We start from the raw sequence: 19335 nt of genomic DNA on the forward strand, positions 1-19335 counted from the left end.
TCAGTGCAGGGTACGCGGCACGGCCAGCACGAAAGGTGCGACCGGCGCGGCGAATTCGGTGCCGTCATCGGCAACCATGTCGTAGTGGCCCTGCATGGTCCCGTGGTCGGTCCCCAGCATGACACCCGAGGTGTAACGGAAGTCTTCACCCGGGCGCAGGCGCGGCTGTTCGCCGATCACGCCGTCGCCATCGACATGCTCGACGCGGCCGTTGGCATCGGTGATGCGCCAGTGGCGGGCGACCAGACGCGCGGCGACGCGCCCCTGGTTGTGGATGCGGATCGTATAGGCGAACGCATAGCGGCCGTCTTCCGGCGCGGATTGGTCGTCGAGGAAGCGCGGAGCAACCTCGACAGTAATGGCGTAAACGTCAGCGTCTTCCATACCGGCAGTGTAATCAGGTGGCATTGGCCAAAGCGATGAATTCAGCCACATCCAGCTGTTCTGCACGGGCATCGGGGCGCACGCCGGCGGCCGCGAACTGCTCGGCCGTGACGACGTTGTTGAGCGCATTGCGCAGGGTCTTGCGGCGCTGCCCGAAGGCGGCCTTGACCACGTCGGCAAAGCGCTTGTGGTCGTTGATGTTGACGCTGGCCGGGTCACGCGGCACCAGCCGCACCACGGCCGAATCGACCTTCGGCGGCGGCCGGAACGCGCCCGGCGGCACCACGAACAGCGAGGTCACCTGGCAGTAGGCCTGCAGCATCACGCTGAGGCGGCCATAGACCTTGCTGCCCGGGCCGGCAGCCATGCGGTCCACCACTTCCTTCTGCAGCATGAAGTGCATGTCGCGGACGACCGCGGCGTGCTCCAGCGCGTGGAACAGGATGGGCGAGGAGATGTTGTAGGGCAGGTTGCCGACCAGGCGGATCGGCTCGCCGGCGGCCAGCGCGGTGAAATCCACGCGCAGCACGTCGCCCTGGACGATGGTCAGATCGCCCAGCGGTTCGGCGGCGGCGGTGAGCGGCGCGATCAGGTCGCGGTCGAACTCGATCACCGTCAGCGTCGGGTGCACGCGCAGCAGGGGCAGGGTGATCGCGCCCTGGCCGGGGCCGATCTCGACCAGACGGTCACCGTCCTTGGGATTGACCGCCATCACGATCTTGTCGATGTAGTGGCGGTCGGCCAGGAAATGCTGGCCAAGCTGCTTCTTGGCCGGGGCGGTGAACACCGGGCCGGAGGGGGAATGCGGGGAATTCATGCGCTCAGTGTACGTTGCCGGGCCAGCCGCGCACACAGCGCCGTTGCGGCCTGCAGGCTGGAAGGATCGGCGATGCCACGTCCGGCCAGCTCCAGCGCGGTGCCGTGGTCGACGGCCACGCGCGGGTAGGGCAGGCCCAGGGTCAGGTTCACGGCCTGTTCGAAGCCGGAATACTTCAGCACCGGCAGGCCCTGGTCGTGGTACATGGCCAGCACGGTGTCGAAGCCGGTTAGCTTGGCCGGCAGGAAGGCGGTATCGGCCGGCAGCGGCCCGACCAGGTCCATGCCCTCCGCGCGCAGGCGCTGCAGCAGGGGGATGACCAGGTCCAGCTCCTCGCGGCCGAGGTGGCCGTCTTCGCCGGCATGCGGGTTCAGCCCGAGCACGGCGATACGCGGCGCGGGCAGGCCGAACTCGCGGCGCAGCGCGGCATGCACGGTGCGCAGGGTGTGTTCCAGGCTGGGCGCGGTGATCGCATCGGCCACCTCGCGCAGCGGCAGGTGGGTGGTGGCCAGGGCCACGCGCACGATGTCGTTGGCCAGCATCATCACCACCTTCACTCCGGCCTGGTCGGCCAGCAGTTCGGTGGTGCCGCTGTAGGCGATGCCGCCCTGATTGATCACCGCCTTGTGCACCGGGCCGGTGACCACGCCCTGCAGCTCGCCGGACAGGCAGGCCTGGCCGGCCGCCAGCAACGCGCCGATCACCGCGCCCGCATTGGCGGGATCGGTCTGGCCGAAGTGGCTGGGGGTGGTGTTGCCGAGGGCGCGCAGGCGCAGGTCGCCGGGCAGGCGGGCCTCGGCATCCTCGGGCAGCAGCTGCAGGGGCAGCTTCAGCGCGGCCGCGGCGGCGCGCAGGGTATCCGGGTCGGCGAAGGCCAGCAGCCGGCAATCATCACGCGGCTGCTGGGCAAGGCGGACGCACAGCTCCGGGCCGATCCCCGCCGGCTCGCCCGGTACCAGAGCGAGCTCGGGGCGCATCGGTCAGGGCTGCTGCGGCGTCGCGGTGTTCTCCGCGCGGTCGCCACTGCGGAAGCTGACGTAGGCTTCGCCACGCAGTTCCTGCAGGAAACGGTTGTATTCGTCTTCCAGCTTGCGGCGGCCGATGGTCTCGCGGACCTGGGCACGCTGGTTGTCGCTGGTCACGTCGGTCTGGCGCGTGGCAACGCGCTGCACGATGTGCCAGCCGGCATCGGTACGGAACGGCTGGCTGACGCCGCCGTCCTGGATGCCTTCGACCTGCTGGCCGAACGCCGGACCGAAGGCATCGGCCGGGAACCAGCCCAGATCGCCGCCCTGGCCCTTGCTGTTGTTGTCTTCCGACGATTCCTTGGCCACGGCCTGGAAGTCGGCACCACCGACGATGCGGGCACGCAGGGTGTCGATCTTGGCCTTGGCGGCCGCGTCGGTCTGGTTGTCGTCCACGCGCACCAGGATGTGGCGGCCGTGGTACTCGGTGACGGTGTGGTCGCCGGTGGCGGCGTTGGCATCACGCACTTCCACCAGCTTCAGCAGCTGGAAGCCGCTCGGGCCACGGATCGGACCGACCACGTCGCCGGCCTTCATCTGCTGCATCATCTGCGCGAAGGCGGCCGGGATCTCATCCAGGCTGCGCCAGCCCAGATCGCCGCCTTCCAGCGCGTTGGGGCTGTCCGAATAGCGGACGGCGGCGGCGTTGAAGTCCAGCTCGCCCTTGTCCAGCAGTGCCTTCACGCCATCGGCCTTCTTCTGGCCGGTGGAGATCTGTTCGGCAGTGGCGCCGTCGGGCAGGGCCACCAGGATGTGCGCCAGGTGGTACTGGTTGCCGACGGTGGCCTGCTGCTTCAGGGCAGCATCGACCTCGCCCTCGCTGACGCTGATGCGGCTCTGGGCGAAGCTCTGGCGCAGGCGCTGCACGGTGATCTCGTCACGCACCGAGGCGCGGAAATCGGCGAAATCGATGCCGTCGCTGGCCAGGCGCTGGCGCAGGGCGTCCAGGTTGGAACCGTTCTGCTGGGCGATCGAGTTCATCGCCTGGTTCAGTTCCTGGTCGCTGATGCGGATGCCGCTGCCCTGGGCGCGGGCGACCTGCAGCTTGACCAGCACCAGGCGCTCGAGCACCTGGCGGCTGAGCACGTCGTCGGGCGGCAGCTGGTTCTCACGACCGGCGTACTGGGCCTTGATGTTGACGATCGCGCGCTGCAGTTCGCTCTGCAGCACCACGTCCTCATCGACGATGGCTGCAATGCGGTCCAGCGGCTGGGCCTCCTGGGCGATGACCTGGAGGGGGGCGGACACGCTGGACACGGCCAGCAGCGAAGCGAGTAGGACGGGGAAGCTCTTGGTCATGGGATCTGGTTTGGATCGTAGTCGTCCCGGGTCGCCCCGGTGTTGCTGGGCGGCACGAGATAGAGGTCGTCGCGGTTGTACCCGAGGATAGCACGGCGCAGGGTGCGGTCCGTGTCCTGGCCCAGCGAGCTCAGGCCCTTGAGCACGAACTCGAGCTGGATGGAATTGTTCAGTTCACCCTCGCGGTTGCGCACGTAGCGGCGGGCCACGGCGCGCACGGCCAGGCAGCAGCTGTCCCACTGCACGCCACCGATGATTTCCAGCGGCTTGCTGTCCTGGATGGAGTAGTAATAGCGGCCCACCAGGCTCCAGCGCTCGTTCAGCGGGTACAGGAACGACAGGTCGGCCTGTTCCAGCAGGGTGCGCTCTTCCTTGGTGGCATTGGCCGCCGCACCGGCGTTGATGCGGTAGCGGTAGCTCAGGTTGACCACGCCGTCGTTGGACATCAGGTAGCGGGCGCGGACGCTGGCCAGATCCTCACGCTTGTACTTCGGGTCCCACTGGTAGGTGGCGCCAAGGGTCCAGCGGTCGTTGATCATGTAGTTCGAATCGGCGATCCAGGCCGACTTGCCCTTTTCGACCGGGGCGCCGCCCGGGGTCACGGTCACCCGCGACTCGTCGAAGTACTGGATCTGGCCGATCGAGGCCGAGAAGCGTTCCTTGCCGGTGGTCTGGTCGATGAAGCGGGTGCTCAGCGCCATCGTCAGCTGGTTGGCATCGTTCTGGCGATCGGCGCCGGTATAGCGCGAATCGCGGAACAGCTGGCCCCAGCTGAAGGTGAAGTCACGGGTATCGAAGATCGGCAGGTCGTCCTGGTTGCGGTAGGGCGTGCGCAGATAGAACAGGCGCGGCTCCAGGGTCTGCAGGAAGGACTTGCCGCCGATCTTGGTGTCGCGGTCGAAGAACAGGCCGGCATCGAGGCTGGCGATCGGCAGGGCGCGGGTCGGCGAGGTGTTGCCGCGCAGCTGGTCGGCGGTCGCCGTGCTCACATCGACACCCTGCGAGGTCAGCACCGTGCTGCGGATGCTGTCGGCCAGGCCGCGGTCCAGCTGGTAGGCGGTATAGCGGTAGGCCAGGGTCGGGGTGACGTACCAGGCCGCACCGCTGATCGGGAACGACACGTACGGCTTGATGTCCAGGCGCGAACCGCCGTAGACCCGCTGGGTCAGGCCGTTGCGGGTGTACTGCAGGTCTTCACCGGCGCTGGCGTCGTACTTGAAGTTCACGTCGTCGTGGGTGAAGCGGACGACCTCGGAGTAGACGCCGGTCTCCAGCCACGGCAGCAGCGACTTGTCCCAGTTGAAGTACAGCCGCGGCTGGCGGTTGTAGGCCAGGGCGCGCTCGTCCAGCGTGTAATCGGTCAGCTGCCAGCGGTCGGCCATGATGCCGGCGGTCCAGTCCTGGCCGGTGCCGTACAGGCCGATGGTGCTCTGCAGGTTGGACGCGGTCACGCCGACCAGGCGGTTGGCGAAGTCCTCGATGTAGCGTTCGTCACTGACCCAGGCCAGGTTGGCACGCGCCTGCCAGTGGACATTGACATTGTGATACCCGGTGAACATCACCCGGCCGCGGTCCATGTCGCGCAGCTTGTCGTTGGGGATGTAGGAAGTCAGCAGTTCGCCGCGGCCGCCGTTGTAGAGGTAGCGGAACTCGTTGTCGAGCATCAGGCCGCGCCGGCTCATGTAGCGCGGCGTCAGCGTGTCGTCGTAGTTCGGCGCCAGGTTCAGGTAGATCGGCTGGGCGTAATCGAAACCGTTGCGGCCGGACATGCCCAGCTGCGGGAACAGCAGGCCGGTCTTGCGGCGGTCATCGATCGGGAACTTGAAGTACGGCGCCCACAGCACCGGCACCTTGCCGATGCGCAGCACGGCATTGCGTGCCGTGCCGAAGCCCTCGTCGTTGTCCACTTCGATTTCCGGCGCCGACAGCTTCCACACCGGCTGCGATGGATCGCAGGTGGTGTAGGTCGAGCGGTGCATCTGGCCGACGGCGCCCTGCAGGTCGACCGATTCGGCATCGCCGTTGCCACGGCGCGACACCAGCTGGTACTGGATGTCGGTGATCTTGTGGGTGTCGCTTTCCTGGTTGCCCTCGGCACGCTTGGCGACCATGCGGATCGACGCATCCTGGTAGCGCACATTGCCGTCGGCGATGTAGTTGCCACTCTCGGTGTCGAAGCTGAGCTTGTCGGTACCGACGAACTGGTCGCCACGGCGCAGCGCCACGTTGCCCTGGTACTGCGGCACGGTGGTGGTGCCCAGCAGCTGGTCACCCTCGATGTCGGTGGGCTGCTGCTCGCGTTCGGCGCTGGCGGCGGCCTTGTCCTGCCCGGGCACCGGGGTGGGGGCATCGGTGAAGGCGGGAATGACCTCGGTTGCCGGGCACAGGCCCCAGTTGAGCGGCTTGTCATCGGCCATCGCGGGAAGGCAGACGGCGATGCTCAGGGGCAGGGGAAGCAGGCGGAGGGCTCGGCGCACGCGGTTCGGATTCGGGCGAAAACGGACGGTAGATTGCCCCATCCGCTGCATAGGGGCAATGAAGGTTGCCGCCCGCTGCCGGTTCGGGTTCATCCAGCCCGTGGCCCGGATGCCCCCTCCAGCAGGGCCCGGACATGGGCCACGGTGCACTCGGACAGGGCCTGCAGGTCATAGCCGCCCTCCAGCATCGACACCACCCGGCCGGCCGCGTGGCGGCGGGCCAGCGCATGCAGTTCGGCGGTGATCCAGGCGAAATCGTCGGTTTCCAGCATCAGGTCGGCCTGCGGGTCGCGCAGGTGGGCGTCGAAGCCGGCCGATATCAGCAGCAGCTGCGGGCGGAAGTCGTCGATGGCCGGCAGCATCTCGTCGGCCCAGACATTGCGGAAGCGGAACCCGCCACTGCCCGGCGGCAGCAGGATGTTCATCAGGTTGCCAGCGCCACGGTCGCGGCGCAGGCCCGAATTGGGGAACAGCCCGGCCTGGTGGGTGCTGTAGTACGACACCCGGGCGTCGTGCTGGAAGATGTCCTGGGTGCCGTTGCCGTGGTGGACATCGAAGTCCACCACCGCGATGCGCTCCAGCCCATGGCGGTCGCGCGCGTAGGCGGCGGCCACGGCGATGTTGTTGAGCAGGCAGAAGCCCATCGCCGTGCTGCTGGTGGCGTGGTGGCCGGGCGGGCGCACCGCGCAGAACGCCAGCGGATCCTCGCCCAGCATCACCGCATCGACCGCGGCCACGCCGGCGCCGGCCGCGTGCACGGCGGCGCTGGCCGAACCGGGCGAGGTCCAGGTGTCCATGTCGAGCTGGCGCAGCGGCAGGGTCTGCGGCTGCAGGACGAAGTCGAGCAGGGCGCTGTCGTGCACCCGGCTCAGTTCACCGAACTTGGCCGGTGGCGCCTGGCGCCAGTCCAGCTGGCCGGGGAAGGCCTGGTGCAGGGCATCGAGCACCCCCTGCAGCCGCTGCGGGCACTCGGGATGGCCGGGGCCGGGGTCGTGCTGCAGGCAGGCGGGGTGGGTATAGACCAGCATCGGTGGTCAGCGCTGCCGGTGCTGCGGCTGCCACAGCGCCTCGCCGTGGCCATCGGCACGGGCCAGTACCCGCGACAGCACGAACAGCAGGTCGGACAGCCGGTTGAGGTACTGCAGGGCTTCGCTGCGCACGCTTTCCACCCGCGCCAGGGCGACGGTCTCACGCTCGGCCCGGCGCACGATGGTGCGTGCCAGGTGGCAGCGCGCGGCTGCTTCGCCGCCGGCCGGCAGGATGAATTCCTTCAGCATCGGCAGGTCGGCGTTGTAATGATCCAGCTGCTGTTCCAGCGCCGAGATGTCGGCGGCGTGGATGGCGGCATGGCCCGGCACGCACAGCTCGGCGCCCAGGTCGAACAACTGGTGCTGCAGGTGGACCACCAGCGCCCGCACGTCGTCGGGCAGCGCCGTGGCCAGCAGCAGGCCGAGCGCGGCGTTGGCTTCATCCACCGTGCCGTACGAGGCCACGCGCAGGTCGTCCTTGCCGACCCGGCTGCCATCGCCGAGGCCGGTGCTGCCGTCATCGCCGGTACGGGTGTAGATGCGCGAAAGACGATGGCCCATGCGATGGCTCAGTGCTGGATGTCGCGGCGGGCCTGCTGCAGCTTCAGCACCTGCTCGACCGCCAGCTGCAGGGCCGCGGCCAGCGCCACGTAGATGGCCGTGGTGCGCAGGTAGGGGCCGAACCACTGCGCGTAGTTCTGCGCCCAGCCGGCCACCGTCGGCTCGGCCACGTTGCGGGTGGTCCAGTAGAAGCCGCCCTGTGCGAGCAGGTGGCACAGGGCCACCGAGGCCACCAGCAGCAGCGCGCCCTTGCCCAGGGTCGACCAGCGCGCGCCGTGGTAGTTGCGGCCCAGCAGCAGGCCACCGGCCCACAGCGAGAAGTACGCCGGCAGCAGCAGCCAGTAACCCGGCGAGACGCAGTAGTGCTGCCAGAAATCCAGGCCGCTGCTGCGGATCACGATCCAGTCCACCAGCACCGCGAAGACCATCAGCAGCGGGAAGGCCCAGCGCGTCCAGCGCGCCAGGTAGAAGCCACCGATGAAGAACACCGCCCAGGATGCATCGGGGATGGCTGCGAAGTGGTTGACCCGGGTCGCCGCCAGCAACAGCACAAGCACGGAGAGGACAAAGGCGCGGTTGGCGGTGTCGGACATGGCAGCGGGCCCGGAGCGGATTCAGCTTTCATTCTAGCCCGCCGCGCGGGTTGGCGCAGGGCCCGGCGGCGAGCGCGTATCATTGGCTCATGAGTGAACGACATGACGTGCTGATCGTCGGTGGCGGTCTGGTGGGAGCCAGCCTGGCCATCGCCCTGGACCGGCTGGGCCTGGACGTGGGCCTGCTCGAGGCCAGCCCGGCCGGCGAACTGCCGGCGGTGTTCGACCAGCGCAACCTCAGCTTCGCCGCCGCCACCGTCAATGCGCTGACCGCGCTGGGGGTGATGCAGAAGCTGGCGATGGCGCCCGGCCCGATCCGCCGCATCCATGTCAGCCGCGCCGGGGATTTCGGCCGGGTCCAGCTCGACGCGGCCGATTACGACCGGCCGTGGTTCGGCCAGGTGGTGGTGGCGCGCGATTTCGGCCAGGCGCTGGAAGCGCGGCTGCAGGAACTGCCGCGCCTGCACCGTTACCGGCCGATGCGTTTCCTCGCCCTGGGCGAAGTGATCGACGGCCATCGCCAGGTGCGCGTGGCCGACGAGGGCGGCGAGCGCGCGCTGCAGGCGCGGCTGGTGGTCGGTGCCGACGGTACCGCCAGCGGCGTGCGCGAGGCATTGGGCATCGACGTCGACCGCCATGATTTCCTGCAGACCCTGTTCGTCGCCCGTGTGCGCAGCCAGCGTGCGCCCGATGGCAGTGCCTGGGAGCGTTTCACCGACACCGGCCCGACGGCGCTGCTGCCGCGTGGTGACCGCCACTACGGCTGCGTGCACGGCGTGGCCCGTGACCAGGCCGAGGCGGTGATGGCGCTGGACGATGCCGCCTGGCTGCAGCGCCTGCAGAATGCGCTCGGCTGGCGTGCCGGGCGCCTGCTTGAATCCGGTCCGCGCAGTGCCTATCCGCTGATCCAGGTGCTGGCGCGCGCGCTGGCCGGGCAGCGCACGGTGCTGCTGGGCAATGCCGCGCAGACCATCCATCCGTTGGGCGCGCAGGGTTTCAACCTGGGCCTGCGCGATGCGCTGACCCTGGCCGAGCTGCTGGAAGACGCGGGCGGTGATGCCGGCAGCGATGGCCTGCTGCAGGCCTACGTGGCCCGCCGCGAAGAGGACCGCCGGCAGACGGTGGCGTTCTCCGGTGGCCTGGCCCGGCTGACCAGCAACCCGGCGCCGCTGCTGCGGCCGCTGCGCAGCCTGGGCCTGGTCGCCGCGCAACGCGCGTCGGTGCAGTCGATGCTGGTCGGCGGCGCGATGGGTTTCCGCGGTGATGTGCCGCGCCTGTGCCGTGGGGAGGCCGCATGAGTCGCCGCATGCGCCTGGACGTGGCCATCGTCGGCGGTGGCGTGGTCGGTGCCGCCTGTGCGCTGGCGCTGGCCGATGCCGGTCTGTCGGTCGCCCTGGTGGAAGGCCGCGAGCCGTCGCCGTGGCAGACCATGCAGCCGGACCTGCGCGTGTTCGCCTTCGCCGCCGACAACGTGCAGCTGCTGCAGCGCCTCGGCGTGTGGCCGTCGATCGCCCAGGCCCGTGCCTGGCCGTACCGGCGCATGCAGGTATGGGATGCGGCCGGTGGCGAGGATCTGTTGTTCGACGCCGACCGCTTCGGTCGTCGCGAGCTGGGCTACATCGTCGAGAACGGCCTGCTGCAGGACCGCCTGTGGGCGGCGCTGCCGGCCGCCGGTGTGCAGCTGCACTGCCCGGCGCGGGTGGAAGCGCTGGAGCAGGACGAAGACGGCGTGCGCCTGCGCCTGGACGATGGCCGTCGCCTGGATGCCGCGCTGGCCGTGGCCGCCGATGGTGCCGAATCAACCCTTCGCCAACTGGCCGGGATCGAGGTCGAGCGCCACGATTACCACCAGCGTGGCGTGGTGGCCTATGTGGACAGCGAACTGCCGAACCAGGCCACCGCCTGGCAGCGCTTCCTGCCCACCGGGCCGCTGGCCCTGCTGCCGGTGGCCGAGCGCCGCAGCTCGATTGTCTGGACCCTGCCCGAGGACGAGGCCGCACGCGTGCTCGCCTTGGACGAAGTCGCCTTCAACCGCGAACTGACCCGTGCCTTCGCCGCGCGCCTGGGCGAACTGCGCCTGGCCTCGCCGCGCGCGGCGTTCCCGCTGCGCCGGCAGCTGGCCCGTCACTACGTGGCGGGTCGCGTGCTGGCGCTGGGCGATGCCGCGCACGTGGTGCACCCGCTGGCCGGGCAGGGCGTGAACCTGGGGCTGCGCGATGTCGCCGCCCTGCAGCAGTGGCTGGCGCCGTCGGTCGAGCGCCGTGGCCAGCCGCGGCTTTCACCGCAGCGCCTGCAGCGCTGGGCGCGCGAACGGCGCAGCGACAACCAGATTGCCGCCTACAGCTTCGATGCGATCAACCGCCTGTTTTCCAACGACGAAATGCACCTGACCCTGGCCCGCGGCCGCGCGCTGGGCTGCGTCGGCAAGTGGCCGCCGCTGGTGCAGGCATTCTGGAAGCGCGCGGCAGGCGTCTAAGCGGAATGCCCCGGCGCTACGCCGTCGTTTCAGTAGATCCACGCCATGCGTGGATGAAGATCGCGAAGGCGGATCAGTCGATCAGCCAGCCGGCCAGGTCGGTGCGGTCCAGCTTGCCGCGGTGCTTCACGTCCAGCGAGGTGAACTCATCGGCCAGCGCCGGGTTGGCCTGTGCCTCGTCGCGGCTGATGAAACCATCGCCGTCCACATCCAGTGCGGCGAAGTGGATGCGGTACTGCCCGACCACGCTGGCCGGGCTGACCGAGCGCACCGTCACCGGCGTTTCGCCCAGCGGCACGGCGATGTCGACGCTGCCGGTCACCCGGCCACTGGCCAGTGACTGCTGGCGGACCACGCCGCTGTCGTCGCGCAGCGGTGCGCTCTGTGCCGGCTGGGGCAGGGCCACCTGCGCCGACGCAGCCGCCGGCAGCAGGACCATCAGGAGTGGAATCAGTCGAAAGTGCATGCAGTCGTGTTCCCGGTAGCGCCGGGCATGCCCGGCGGACATCGTGTCTCAGCGCAGCGGCGAGGCCAGCACCGTGATCTCTTCGCGGTCGTGGTAGAGCTGCTTGGCACGCACCACCAGCGGCTTGCCGGCCTGCTCCTGGAACAGGTCCAGGCACAGCCGGGTTTCGTCCCAGCGCTTCTTCATCGGCAGCTTCAGGTTGAAGATCGCGTGCCTGCACCAGCCTTCGCGGAACCAGGTGGCCATGCGCTCGGCCACGCGGCGCGGCTGCTCGACCATGTCGCAGACCATCCAGTCCAGCGGCTGGTCCGGGTGCCAGTGGAAACCATCGGCGCGCAGGTGCTCGACCAGGCCGGTGTCCAGCACATGCTGGCGCAGCGGGCCGTTGTCGATGCTCAGCACGTGCATGTGCTGGCGGGTCAGCACCCAGGTCCAGCCGCCCGGTGCGGCACCGAGGTCCGCCGCGCGCATGCCGGGCTTGGCCAGCGTTTCGCGCTCTTCCGGGGTCAGCAGGGTCAGCAGCGCTTCGTCCAGCTTCAGCGCCGAACGCGAGGGCGCTTCGGGCAGCAGCTTCAGGCGCGGGATGCCCAGCGCCCACGGTGCGCTGTCGGCCGGGTCGGCCACGCAGACGAAGGCATGGGTGCCATCAACGAACACCACATGCAGGCGCGGCAGGCGCGCATTGGGCTTGTCGGTCAGCTTGCCGGCCTTGCGCAGCGCCGGGCGCAGCGCGTTGCCGAAGGCGCGGGCCAGCCCGGACAGCGGCTTGCCGGCGTCCGAATCGGGGTGTTCCACCCACAGGTCGCCGAAACGCGGCGCATCGGCCAGCACCTCCAGCATCGGGGTGATGCGGTCGGCCGGGTCCAGCTGCGGCAGTTCGGCCAGCACCACCAGCTTCTGCCGGGCGAAGATCAGCTCGCGCCAGCGCAGGCGCGGGGCCAGTCCGGCGGCTTCGTCGCACATGAACAGCACGTAGCCATCATTGCGCTGGGTGCGCGCATAGCCGGCGAAACCGGCTTCGCCGGCACGGAACTGCAGTTCGCCGGCCAGCTCGGGCTCGAAGCCCTGGCGGCACAGGCACAGCAGGCCGATACCTGCCTCAGTAACGGGCGCCATCACTCTCTCCATAGGCACGCAGCACGCTGCGCGCATCATCACGGTTCAGACCCTGCACGACGTCGATGCCGCGCTTGTTGAGCTCGCCGACCCAGTCGGCGGGCAGCGGGCCTTCATCGAACGGGGTCAGTTCTTCCACATCGGTCGCGCTGGCGCCGATCAGCAGGCGGTCGATGCCGGCCCATACGGTCGCGCCGTAGCACTGGCAGCACGGCTGCGAGCTGGTGGCCAGGGTGATCGGCGACAGCACGGCGTTCAGGCGTGGCGTCTGCAGGCGCTGCTGGGCCAGCATGTAGGCCATGTTCTCGGCATGCGCCAGCGAGGTCGCATGCGGCATCACCCGGTTCACGCCAGCGGCGATCACCTTGTCTTCCGGGCCAAACACCACCGCGCCGAACGGGCCGCCACTGGCGTGCTCGATGTTCAGCCGCGACAGTGCGATGGCCAGCGCGACCTTGGCCTCATCGCCGGGATAGCGACGATCCAGGTCGATCTGGTCGTGGATCCAGGCGGGTAGGGTCAGGTGGACTTGCGCGTACAGCATCGCGGGGTGCCTCGTGTGGAAGATGAAGTGGTGCGGCGGCTTCGGTAACCGGCGCGCAGTGTAGCGGCAGCCGGGTGCACCGGGGGTGTCTGCTCAGTCGTCCAGGTCGGTGCGGACCACCACGTACTGCTTGCGGAACTCCAGCCCGGCCTGCGGCCAGCGTGCGGCGTAGGCGCGCAGCAGGGGCAGGGCGGCGGGGAAGTCATGGCCGTTGACGCGGCAGTCGGCCTCGCACTGGCCGTCCGCATCGCGCGAAGCAAACAGGCGGATGCCGAGGAACTGGCGGGTCTTCAGCAGGTCGTTGAAGGCCTCCAGGCTCTGGGTGAACAGGCAGCACGGGCAGGAGCCGTGGTCGTCCTCACTGCAGGCGGCAGCGTCGTCGGCCGGCTCGCCGCGGTAGTGGGCCAGCGGGCCCAGCACCACCGCGCGCGCCAGTGGCGTTCCGGTTTCCTCGGCGCCGTAGCGCAGGGTCAGCATCTGCAGCTCGGGGGCGTCGTCGGCACCGATGGCCGCCTGCAGGGTGGCCAGGTCGACCCGCACCCAGTTATCGAAGCCGGACAGCGCGGCCTCCTGCTGGCTGTCGCCGGCGGCGTGCTGGTATTCGAACAGGCCGTCGGCGAACAGGTCCGGATGGCGCGCCTCGATCACCGTGGAGGTCTGCCAGCCGCCGTTGTCGCGCGGCTCGGCACCCACCGGGTGCGCGCTCAGGCGCAGGCCGCTGTCCAGCACCAGCTCGTCGCCGTCGAGGGCGCAGGCGATATCACGGCCCAGCAGTACCTGCTGGAGCAGCGGAAGGAGGGCATTGGCGGAAGCGGTCATGTCGAAGGGCCTGCCTGGAGCGGTGGGGGACAGCCAGGCGGTGCCTGGCATCAGCGAAGGGCGTCGAGTTCGGCGCGATATCGCCGTGCATCCGACTGCTGCTGCGGGTCGTTGCCGTGGTCGCGCAGCCAGGTTTCCAGCTCGCGTCGATAGTCGGCGCGGAACCCGGCGTTGTCCGGGCTGAAATGCAGCTTGCGCGCGGCTACTTCCACCCGTTCGCGCGCACGAGCGCGGGCCTGGGCGATGCCGTGCGGTGATTCGTTGGTGAGGATGACGAAGTTGCGCGGGAAACCCGGCGTGTACTTCACCACGAACGGCTGGTCGCGCGCCGGGATGCGGATGGTGTTTTCCAGCGGCCACAGCGTTGCGGTGTTGGTATGGAACACCACCTCCACATCGCGGCCCTCGGCGGTGCGCAGCACCGCCTCGTAGCGCCAGATGTACTGTTCGTTGAGCGTGGAGTTGGTTTCCTCGGCGTTGACGATCACCGCTTCACCGCGCTCGCCCACCGCATTGAGGAAGGTGGCGTTGAGGAAGCTGCCGAGGAAGATGTTGAGCATCGCCAGCGGGAACACCACGATGGCGTAGCCGGGAGCGCGCCGCCACCACGAGACCAGCACCGCCAGCACCATCGCTGCAAAGAACGTCAGCAGCGGATGCTGCGACGTGAACCAGAGCAGGGCGGAGAGGGCGGTGATCATTGTCGGCAGTGTGCGGGCGCCATCCCGGCGCCCGCGCAGGTCCTCAGGCCGACCAGGTGTCGCGCAGGGTCACGCTGCGGTTGAACACCGGCTTGGCTTCGGTGTGGTCGCGGCGGTCGGCGACGAAGTAGCCGGTGCGCTCGAACTGGAACGACTGCTCAGGGGTGGCGCTGGCCGCGGCCGGCTCGACGTAGCCGGTGACGGTGCGGCGCGATTCCGGGTTGAGGTAGTCGCGGTAGGTCTTGCCTTCCGACTCGTCGTCCGGGTTCGGCACCGAGAACAGGCGGTCGTACAGGCGGATCTCGGCCGGCACGGCGTGCACGGCGCTGACCCAGTGGATGGTGCCCTTGACCTTGCGGTTGGCGCCTTCCATGCCCGGACGCGATTCCGGATCCAGCCAGCCGCGCAGCTCGGTGATGGTGCCGTCGGCATCCTTGATCACTTCATCGCAGCGGATGATGCCGGCGCCACGCAGGCGCACTTCGCCGCCCGGCACCAGGCGCTTCCAGCCCTTGGGCGGCACTTCGGCGAAGTCCTCGCGGTCGATCCACAGTTCGCGTGCGAACGGCACCTGGCGGCTGCCGAAGCTTTCGTCCTTGGGGTGGTTGCTGAAGGTCAGCTGCTCTTCGTGGCCTTCGTCGAGGTTGGTCAGCACCAGCTTCACCGGATCGATGACGGCCATGCGGCGCGCGGCGGCACTGTCCAGGTCCTCGCGCAGCGCGCCTTCGAGCACGCTGAAATCGATCAGCGAATTCTGCTTGCTGATGCCCACGCGCTCGGCGAACAGGCGCATCGCTGCCGGGGTGTAGCCGCGGCGACGCAGGCCCTGCAGGGTCGGCATGCGCGGGTCTTCCCAGCCGTCCACCAGCTGTTCGGTGACCAGCGCCATCAGCTTGCGCTTGCTCATCACCGTGTAGTTGATGTTCAGGCGCGAGAACTCGATCTGGCGCGGCTTGGCGGCTTCGCGCGGCAGGCCGGCGTCGACCAGCGGCTGGGTCAGCGCGTCGTCATGGGCGAAATCGACGTTGTCCACGCACCAGTCGTACAGCGGGCGGTGGTCTTCGAATTCCAGCGTGCACAGCGAGTGGGTGATGCCCTCGATGGAGTCGCCCAGTGCATGCGCGAAGTCGTACATCGGGTAGATCGGCCACGCGTTGCCGGTGTTCTGGTGCTCGACATGCTTGATGCGGTACAGGGCCGGATCGCGCAGGTTGATGTTGCCGCTGGCCATGTCGATCTTGGCGCGCACGGTGCGCGCACCGTCCGGGAATTCACCGGCACGCATGCGGCGGAACAGGTCGAGGTTTTCCTCGACGCTGCGGTCGCGCCACGGCGACGGACGGCCCGGCTCGGTGAGGGTGCCGCGGTAGGCGCGCACTTCCTCGGCCGACAGGTCGCAGACGTAGGCCTTGCCCTGCTCGATCAGCTTCTCGGCGGCCAGGTAATAGGTCTGGAAGTAATCCGAGGCGTGGCGCAGCTCGTTCCAGCTGAAACCCAGCCAGCGCACGTCGTCCTGGATGGCGGCCACGTACTCGGGGTCTTCCTTGGCCGGGTTGGTGTCGTCGAAGCGCAGGTTGCAGACGCCGCTGAACTCACCGGCCAGGCCGAAGTTCAGGCAGATCGACTTGGCATGGCCGATGTGCAGGTAGCCGTTCGGCTCGGGCGGGAAGCGGGTCTTGATCGCCTGGTGCTTACCGCTGGCCAGGTCCTCGCGCACGATCTGGCGGATGAAATCGCGCTTCTCGTGGCTGTCGGCGGGGGTCTCGGGGCTGGCGGGGGTGTGCTCGGACATGAGTCGGCGAAAGAGAAAGGCAGAAAGACCAACAGTTTAGCGCGTCAGGGGCGGGGCTGCCCGGTGGCGTCTGCGGTTGCCGGCCAGCGGCCGGCACTACCGCCATCTTCTGGTAGCGCCGGCCGCTGGCCGGCGAACTCACCGCCGGCATTCAGCCCCCGGGCGTATGCTGGACCCCTGTCCCGAGGAGCCGCCCATGCACATCGTGTACAAGGCCGACAATCTGTTCGACGCCCACCTGGTCAAGCACGCGCTGGAGGATGCCGGCATCCCCGCGTTCGTGTTCGGCGAGCAGCTGCTGGGCGGCATGGGCGAGCTGCCGCTGTTCGGCGTGCTGCGGGTCGGCATCCCCGACGTGGCGCGGCCGCAGGCCGAGGAGATCATCGCCGCGTTGGACTTGGGCCAGGGCCCGTCCGACCCCATTTCAGACGCAGACGATTGGGCCGGACAGCCGGCGTAGGAGCGCATCATGTTGGGAATCAGCCAGGGCATCCTCGGCATCGGGGCCTTCAAGCAGCGCCTGCCGCGCCCGGAAGAGGCGCTGCCGGGCCGCGACCAGCCGCTGCCGCTGCACAGCAACCAGCACTTCGTGAACAGCCATCCGCTGAAGGACCGCTTCGCCGGCCTGCAGCAGATCCGCTTCGCGCTGGGTTGCTTCTGGGGCGCCGAGCGCAAGTTCTGGACCGAGCCGGGCGTGTACAGCACCTCGGTCGGCTATGCCGGTGGCGTTACCCCGAACCCGACCTATGAAGAGGTCTGCTCGGGCCTGACCGGCCACACCGAGGTGGTGCAGGTGGTGTTCGACCCGGCGGTGGTGAGCCTGGAGCGGCTGATGCAGCTGTTCTGGGAAAGCCACGACCCGACCCAGGGCATGCGCCAGGGCAACGACACGGGCACCCAGTACCGCTCGGCGATCCACGCCACCGACGAGGCGCAGTACGCGGCGGCGCTGGCCAGCCGCGAGGCCTACCAGGCGCAGCTGAACGCGTCCGGCTACGGGCCGATCACCACCGAGATCGTGTATCCGGCACCGGAGTACTACTACGCCGAGGATTACCACCAGCAGTATCTGGCGAAGAACCCGAACGGGTATTGCGGGATTGGTGGCACCGGCGTGAGCTGCCCGATCGGGCTGGATGTGGAGGCCCCGCGCTGACGCGCGGAGGTCCGCCTGCGGCGGGCAGAAGCCACAGCCTGGTAGAGCCGACTGTTAGTCGGCTGAACTACAAAGCGGCTCTGGGTTGCTGATGGTTGGGTGGGGCGGTGTGGGTTGCCAGGACACGCCGTAAACCCATCCTTGGGGGCTCGATGGCGCCATCCATGGCGCCAACGGTCCTGCCAACCCACACCGCCCCACCCCCGACAGTTTCCCGGTGACGGTGGGCAAGAGCATTGGGTTTCTGACGAACTGATGGAAAAGAAAAAGGACGCGGCTTTCGCCGCGTCCTTTTTCTTTGGTTCTGCAATGCCTTTGTAGAGCGGAGCCATGCTCCGCTGCGAGCAAGCGAAGCGCGCGACCCGCGTTTGCTCTTCTTTCTTTCTTCCGTGGCGGGCGGCCACAGGAAACTGTCGAAGGCAGGGCGGGTGGGTCGTGCAGGGACGTGAGCCGCATGGATGCGGCGACCGAGCTTACATGGACGTACTTGCAGCGTCCCCTGCACGGCCCACCCGCCCTGCCAACCGCAAGACCCAGCGCGGCTGTTGCTCTTGCAGTCAGTCGACCAACGGTCGACTCTACCCAGCCGAACAGCCCGCCACGAGGGGCTCAGCCGTTCGCCGCAATCACAGTTCCGAGCGGATCCGCTCGCGCAGCGCCTGCAGATCCTTGGCAAACGCATCGATACCCGTCGCCAGCTTCTCGGTCGCCATCGGGTCCGCCGCCAGGTCCGCCGCGAACTTCGCCGCGTCGATCGGAGTGACCGCCACGCCGTCGGCCGCACCGGCCACCAGCTTGCGCGGCAGCTCGCCGTGGTCGGCGTCCAGCTTCTCCAGCAGGTCCGGCGAAATCGTCAGGCGGTCGCAGCCGGCCAGCGCTTCGATCTGCGCGGTCGAACGGAACGAGGCACCCATCACCACCGTCGGCGAACCGCGGCGCTTGAATTCGGCATACACGCCGCGCACGAACTTCACGCCCGGGTCTTCGTCGATGTTGGCCGGGGTCTGGCCGTTGGCCACGTACCAGTCCAGGATGCGGCCGACGAACGGCGAGATCAGGAACGCGCCGGCTTCGCTGCAGGCCAGGGCCTGGGTCGGGTTGAAGATCAGGGTCAGGTTGCAGTCGATGCCCTCGGCCTGCAGGATGCGCGCGGCTTCCACGCCTTCCCAGGTCGCGGCGATCTTGATCAGGATCTTCTCGCGCGGCACGCCGGCATCGGCGTACATCTGGATGAACTGGCGGGCCTTGGCCACGGTGGCCTCGGTGTCGTGGGCCTGGTCGGCGTCCACTTCGGTGGACACGCGGCCCGGCACCAGCGTGCTCAGCAGCGCGCCGACGCCGATGGTCAGGCGGTCGGCTACGGCGTGCACCACGGCTTCGCGGTCACCGCCCTGCTGGCGGCCCCAGGCCAGTTCGCGCTCGATCAGCTCGGCATAGACCGGCAGGTCCAGCGCCTTCTTCACCAGGGTCGGGTTGGTGGTGCAATCCACCGGCTGCAGGCGCTTGATCGCGTCGTAGTCACCGGTATCGGCGACAACCACCGACAGTTCGCGCAGCTGGGACAGTTTGGACGGGGTACTCATTACGGCTCCTGGTGCAGGGAAATCGAATCGCGCGCGGTGCGCAGCGGTAATCAGGGACGGTCGTTGTGGACCGCAGTCACGCGCAGGCGCAGCTTGCGGCCGCCGGGCGCGTTCCAATCGATGCTCTGGCCGATGGCCAGGCCAAGCAGGGCGCTGCCGACCGGGGCCAGCACGGAAACCTTGCCTTCATCGACATTGGCTTCGCGGGGGAAGACCAGGGTCAGGACATGCGTCTCGCCCGACACTTCATCTTCGCACTCCACGCGCGAATGCATCATGACGATGCCTTCGGGAATCTGGTCCGGCGCCAGCACGGTGGCCCGGTTGAGTTCTTCGGCAAGCGCGAGCGCGGCAGGCGTCTGGCTCAGCGCGGGCGAATCAAGCATGGCCTCGAGGCGGTCCATGTCGAAGGTCGACACAGTGATGGACGGCGGCAGGCCGCTGGCGGTGTTCATGGTGGTGCTCCTTGATTGAAAGCCATGCAAAAGGCGGCACCAC

At 68.7% G+C, this 19335-nt stretch carries 20 protein-coding genes; 4 read left to right on the plus strand and 16 right to left on the minus strand.

The window, feature by feature from the left end; all coding sequences use genetic code 11:
- The 8 genes from apaG to C1925_RS04000 all read right to left on the minus strand — a co-directional run bounded on the left by apaG (nucleotide 1) and on the right by C1925_RS04000 (nucleotide 8184).
- Nucleotides 1-384, minus strand: coding sequence for a Co2+/Mg2+ efflux protein ApaG (gene apaG / locus C1925_RS03965; RefSeq protein ID WP_079220685.1), 384 nt, complete (start codon nucleotides 382-384; stop codon nucleotides 1-3).
- 13 nt (nucleotides 385-397) lie between these two features.
- The gene (gene rsmA, locus C1925_RS03970) at nucleotides 398-1201 is read right to left on the minus strand and encodes a 16S rRNA (adenine(1518)-N(6)/adenine(1519)-N(6))-dimethyltransferase RsmA (RefSeq protein WP_108767798.1); all 804 of its coding nucleotides are present in this window, start codon (nucleotides 1199-1201) and stop codon (nucleotides 398-400) included.
- Complete coding sequence (gene pdxA / locus C1925_RS03975) at nucleotides 1198-2178, minus strand: 4-hydroxythreonine-4-phosphate dehydrogenase PdxA (RefSeq protein ID WP_108767799.1); 981 nt, start codon at nucleotides 2176-2178, stop codon at nucleotides 1198-1200. Before pdxA ends, rsmA begins: the two co-directional genes overlap by 4 nt.
- Before the next feature lie 3 nt (nucleotides 2179-2181).
- On the minus strand, nucleotides 2182-3525 hold the full coding sequence (locus C1925_RS03980) for a peptidylprolyl isomerase (protein ID WP_108767800.1): 1344 nt from the start codon (nucleotides 3523-3525) through the stop codon (nucleotides 2182-2184).
- Nucleotides 3522-6002, minus strand: a complete 2481-nt coding sequence (gene lptD / locus C1925_RS03985) for an LPS-assembly protein LptD (RefSeq protein WP_108767801.1) — start codon at nucleotides 6000-6002, stop codon at nucleotides 3522-3524. The genes C1925_RS03980 and lptD overlap by 4 nt, the downstream gene beginning before the upstream one ends.
- Nucleotides 6003-6091: 89 nt before the next feature.
- Nucleotides 6092-7030, minus strand: coding sequence for a histone deacetylase family protein (locus C1925_RS03990; RefSeq protein ID WP_108767802.1), 939 nt, complete (start codon nucleotides 7028-7030; stop codon nucleotides 6092-6094).
- 6 nt (nucleotides 7031-7036) lie between these two features.
- Complete coding sequence (locus C1925_RS03995; protein WP_108767803.1) at nucleotides 7037-7591, minus strand: cob(I)yrinic acid a,c-diamide adenosyltransferase; 555 nt, start codon at nucleotides 7589-7591, stop codon at nucleotides 7037-7039.
- A gap of 8 nt (nucleotides 7592-7599) precedes the next feature.
- Complete coding sequence (locus tag C1925_RS04000) at nucleotides 7600-8184, minus strand: hypothetical protein (protein ID WP_108767804.1); 585 nt, start codon at nucleotides 8182-8184, stop codon at nucleotides 7600-7602.
- Nucleotides 8185-8273: 89 nt separating this feature from the next.
- Here C1925_RS04000 and ubiH point away from each other — a divergent pair, with 89 nt between their 5' ends.
- Both ubiH and C1925_RS04010 read left to right on the plus strand, forming a co-directional pair.
- A complete protein-coding gene (gene ubiH / locus C1925_RS04005; RefSeq protein ID WP_108767805.1) occupies nucleotides 8274-9482 on the plus strand; it encodes a 2-octaprenyl-6-methoxyphenyl hydroxylase in 1209 nt (402 codons plus the stop codon).
- On the plus strand, nucleotides 9479-10660 hold the full coding sequence (locus C1925_RS04010; RefSeq protein ID WP_108767806.1) for a UbiH/UbiF family hydroxylase: 1182 nt from the start codon (nucleotides 9479-9481) through the stop codon (nucleotides 10658-10660). The genes ubiH and C1925_RS04010 overlap by 4 nt, the downstream gene beginning before the upstream one ends.
- A 73-nt stretch (nucleotides 10661-10733) precedes the next feature.
- On the opposite strand, the gene C1925_RS04015 is transcribed toward C1925_RS04010, so the two are convergent.
- From C1925_RS04015 to C1925_RS04035, 6 genes are all read right to left on the minus strand, one after another.
- Nucleotides 10734-11126 carry a hypothetical protein gene (locus C1925_RS04015; RefSeq protein WP_108767807.1) on the minus strand — a complete coding sequence of 131 codons (393 nt, stop codon included), beginning with the start codon at nucleotides 11124-11126 and terminating at the stop codon, nucleotides 10734-10736.
- 48 nt (nucleotides 11127-11174) lie between these two features.
- The gene (gene rlmM / locus C1925_RS04020; protein ID WP_108767808.1) at nucleotides 11175-12242 is read right to left on the minus strand and encodes a 23S rRNA (cytidine(2498)-2'-O)-methyltransferase RlmM; all 1068 of its coding nucleotides are present in this window, start codon (nucleotides 12240-12242) and stop codon (nucleotides 11175-11177) included.
- The gene (locus tag C1925_RS04025) at nucleotides 12226-12786 is read right to left on the minus strand and encodes a nucleoside deaminase (protein WP_108767809.1); all 561 of its coding nucleotides are present in this window, start codon (nucleotides 12784-12786) and stop codon (nucleotides 12226-12228) included. Before C1925_RS04025 ends, rlmM begins: the two co-directional genes overlap by 17 nt.
- A 93-nt stretch (nucleotides 12787-12879) precedes the next feature.
- Nucleotides 12880-13605 (minus strand): DUF6348 family protein, encoded by a 726-nt coding sequence (locus tag C1925_RS20880; RefSeq protein ID WP_159097475.1) that lies wholly within the window; start codon nucleotides 13603-13605, stop codon nucleotides 12880-12882.
- A gap of 50 nt (nucleotides 13606-13655) precedes the next feature.
- Nucleotides 13656-14306, minus strand: coding sequence for a hypothetical protein (locus C1925_RS04030; protein ID WP_108767810.1), 651 nt, complete (start codon nucleotides 14304-14306; stop codon nucleotides 13656-13658).
- A gap of 43 nt (nucleotides 14307-14349) precedes the next feature.
- Nucleotides 14350-16098 carry a glutamine--tRNA ligase/YqeY domain fusion protein gene (locus C1925_RS04035; RefSeq protein ID WP_108767811.1) on the minus strand — a complete coding sequence of 583 codons (1749 nt, stop codon included), beginning with the start codon at nucleotides 16096-16098 and terminating at the stop codon, nucleotides 14350-14352.
- A gap of 196 nt (nucleotides 16099-16294) precedes the next feature.
- Between C1925_RS04035 and C1925_RS04040 the strand changes: the two genes are divergently transcribed.
- Complete coding sequence (locus C1925_RS04040) at nucleotides 16295-16558, plus strand: DUF2007 domain-containing protein (RefSeq protein WP_079220701.1); 264 nt, start codon at nucleotides 16295-16297, stop codon at nucleotides 16556-16558.
- Between the two features lie 30 nt (nucleotides 16559-16588).
- Nucleotides 16589-17254, plus strand: coding sequence for a peptide-methionine (S)-S-oxide reductase MsrA (msrA, locus tag C1925_RS04045; protein WP_174213535.1), 666 nt, complete (start codon nucleotides 16589-16591; stop codon nucleotides 17252-17254).
- A 626-nt stretch (nucleotides 17255-17880) separates the two neighbouring features.
- Here the strand turns inward: msrA and C1925_RS04055 are convergent.
- Together C1925_RS04055 and rnk are read right to left on the minus strand one after the other, a co-directional pair.
- On the minus strand, nucleotides 17881-18837 hold the full coding sequence (locus C1925_RS04055; protein WP_108748603.1) for a transaldolase: 957 nt from the start codon (nucleotides 18835-18837) through the stop codon (nucleotides 17881-17883).
- Nucleotides 18838-18887: 50 nt separating this feature from the next.
- Nucleotides 18888-19292, minus strand: coding sequence for a nucleoside diphosphate kinase regulator (gene rnk, locus C1925_RS04060; RefSeq protein ID WP_079220704.1), 405 nt, complete (start codon nucleotides 19290-19292; stop codon nucleotides 18888-18890).
- Nucleotides 19293-19335: the final 43 nt, after the last annotated feature.

This window comes from Stenotrophomonas sp. SAU14A_NAIMI4_5 (assembly GCF_003086795.1).
GTDB lineage: Bacteria > Pseudomonadota > Gammaproteobacteria > Xanthomonadales > Xanthomonadaceae > Stenotrophomonas.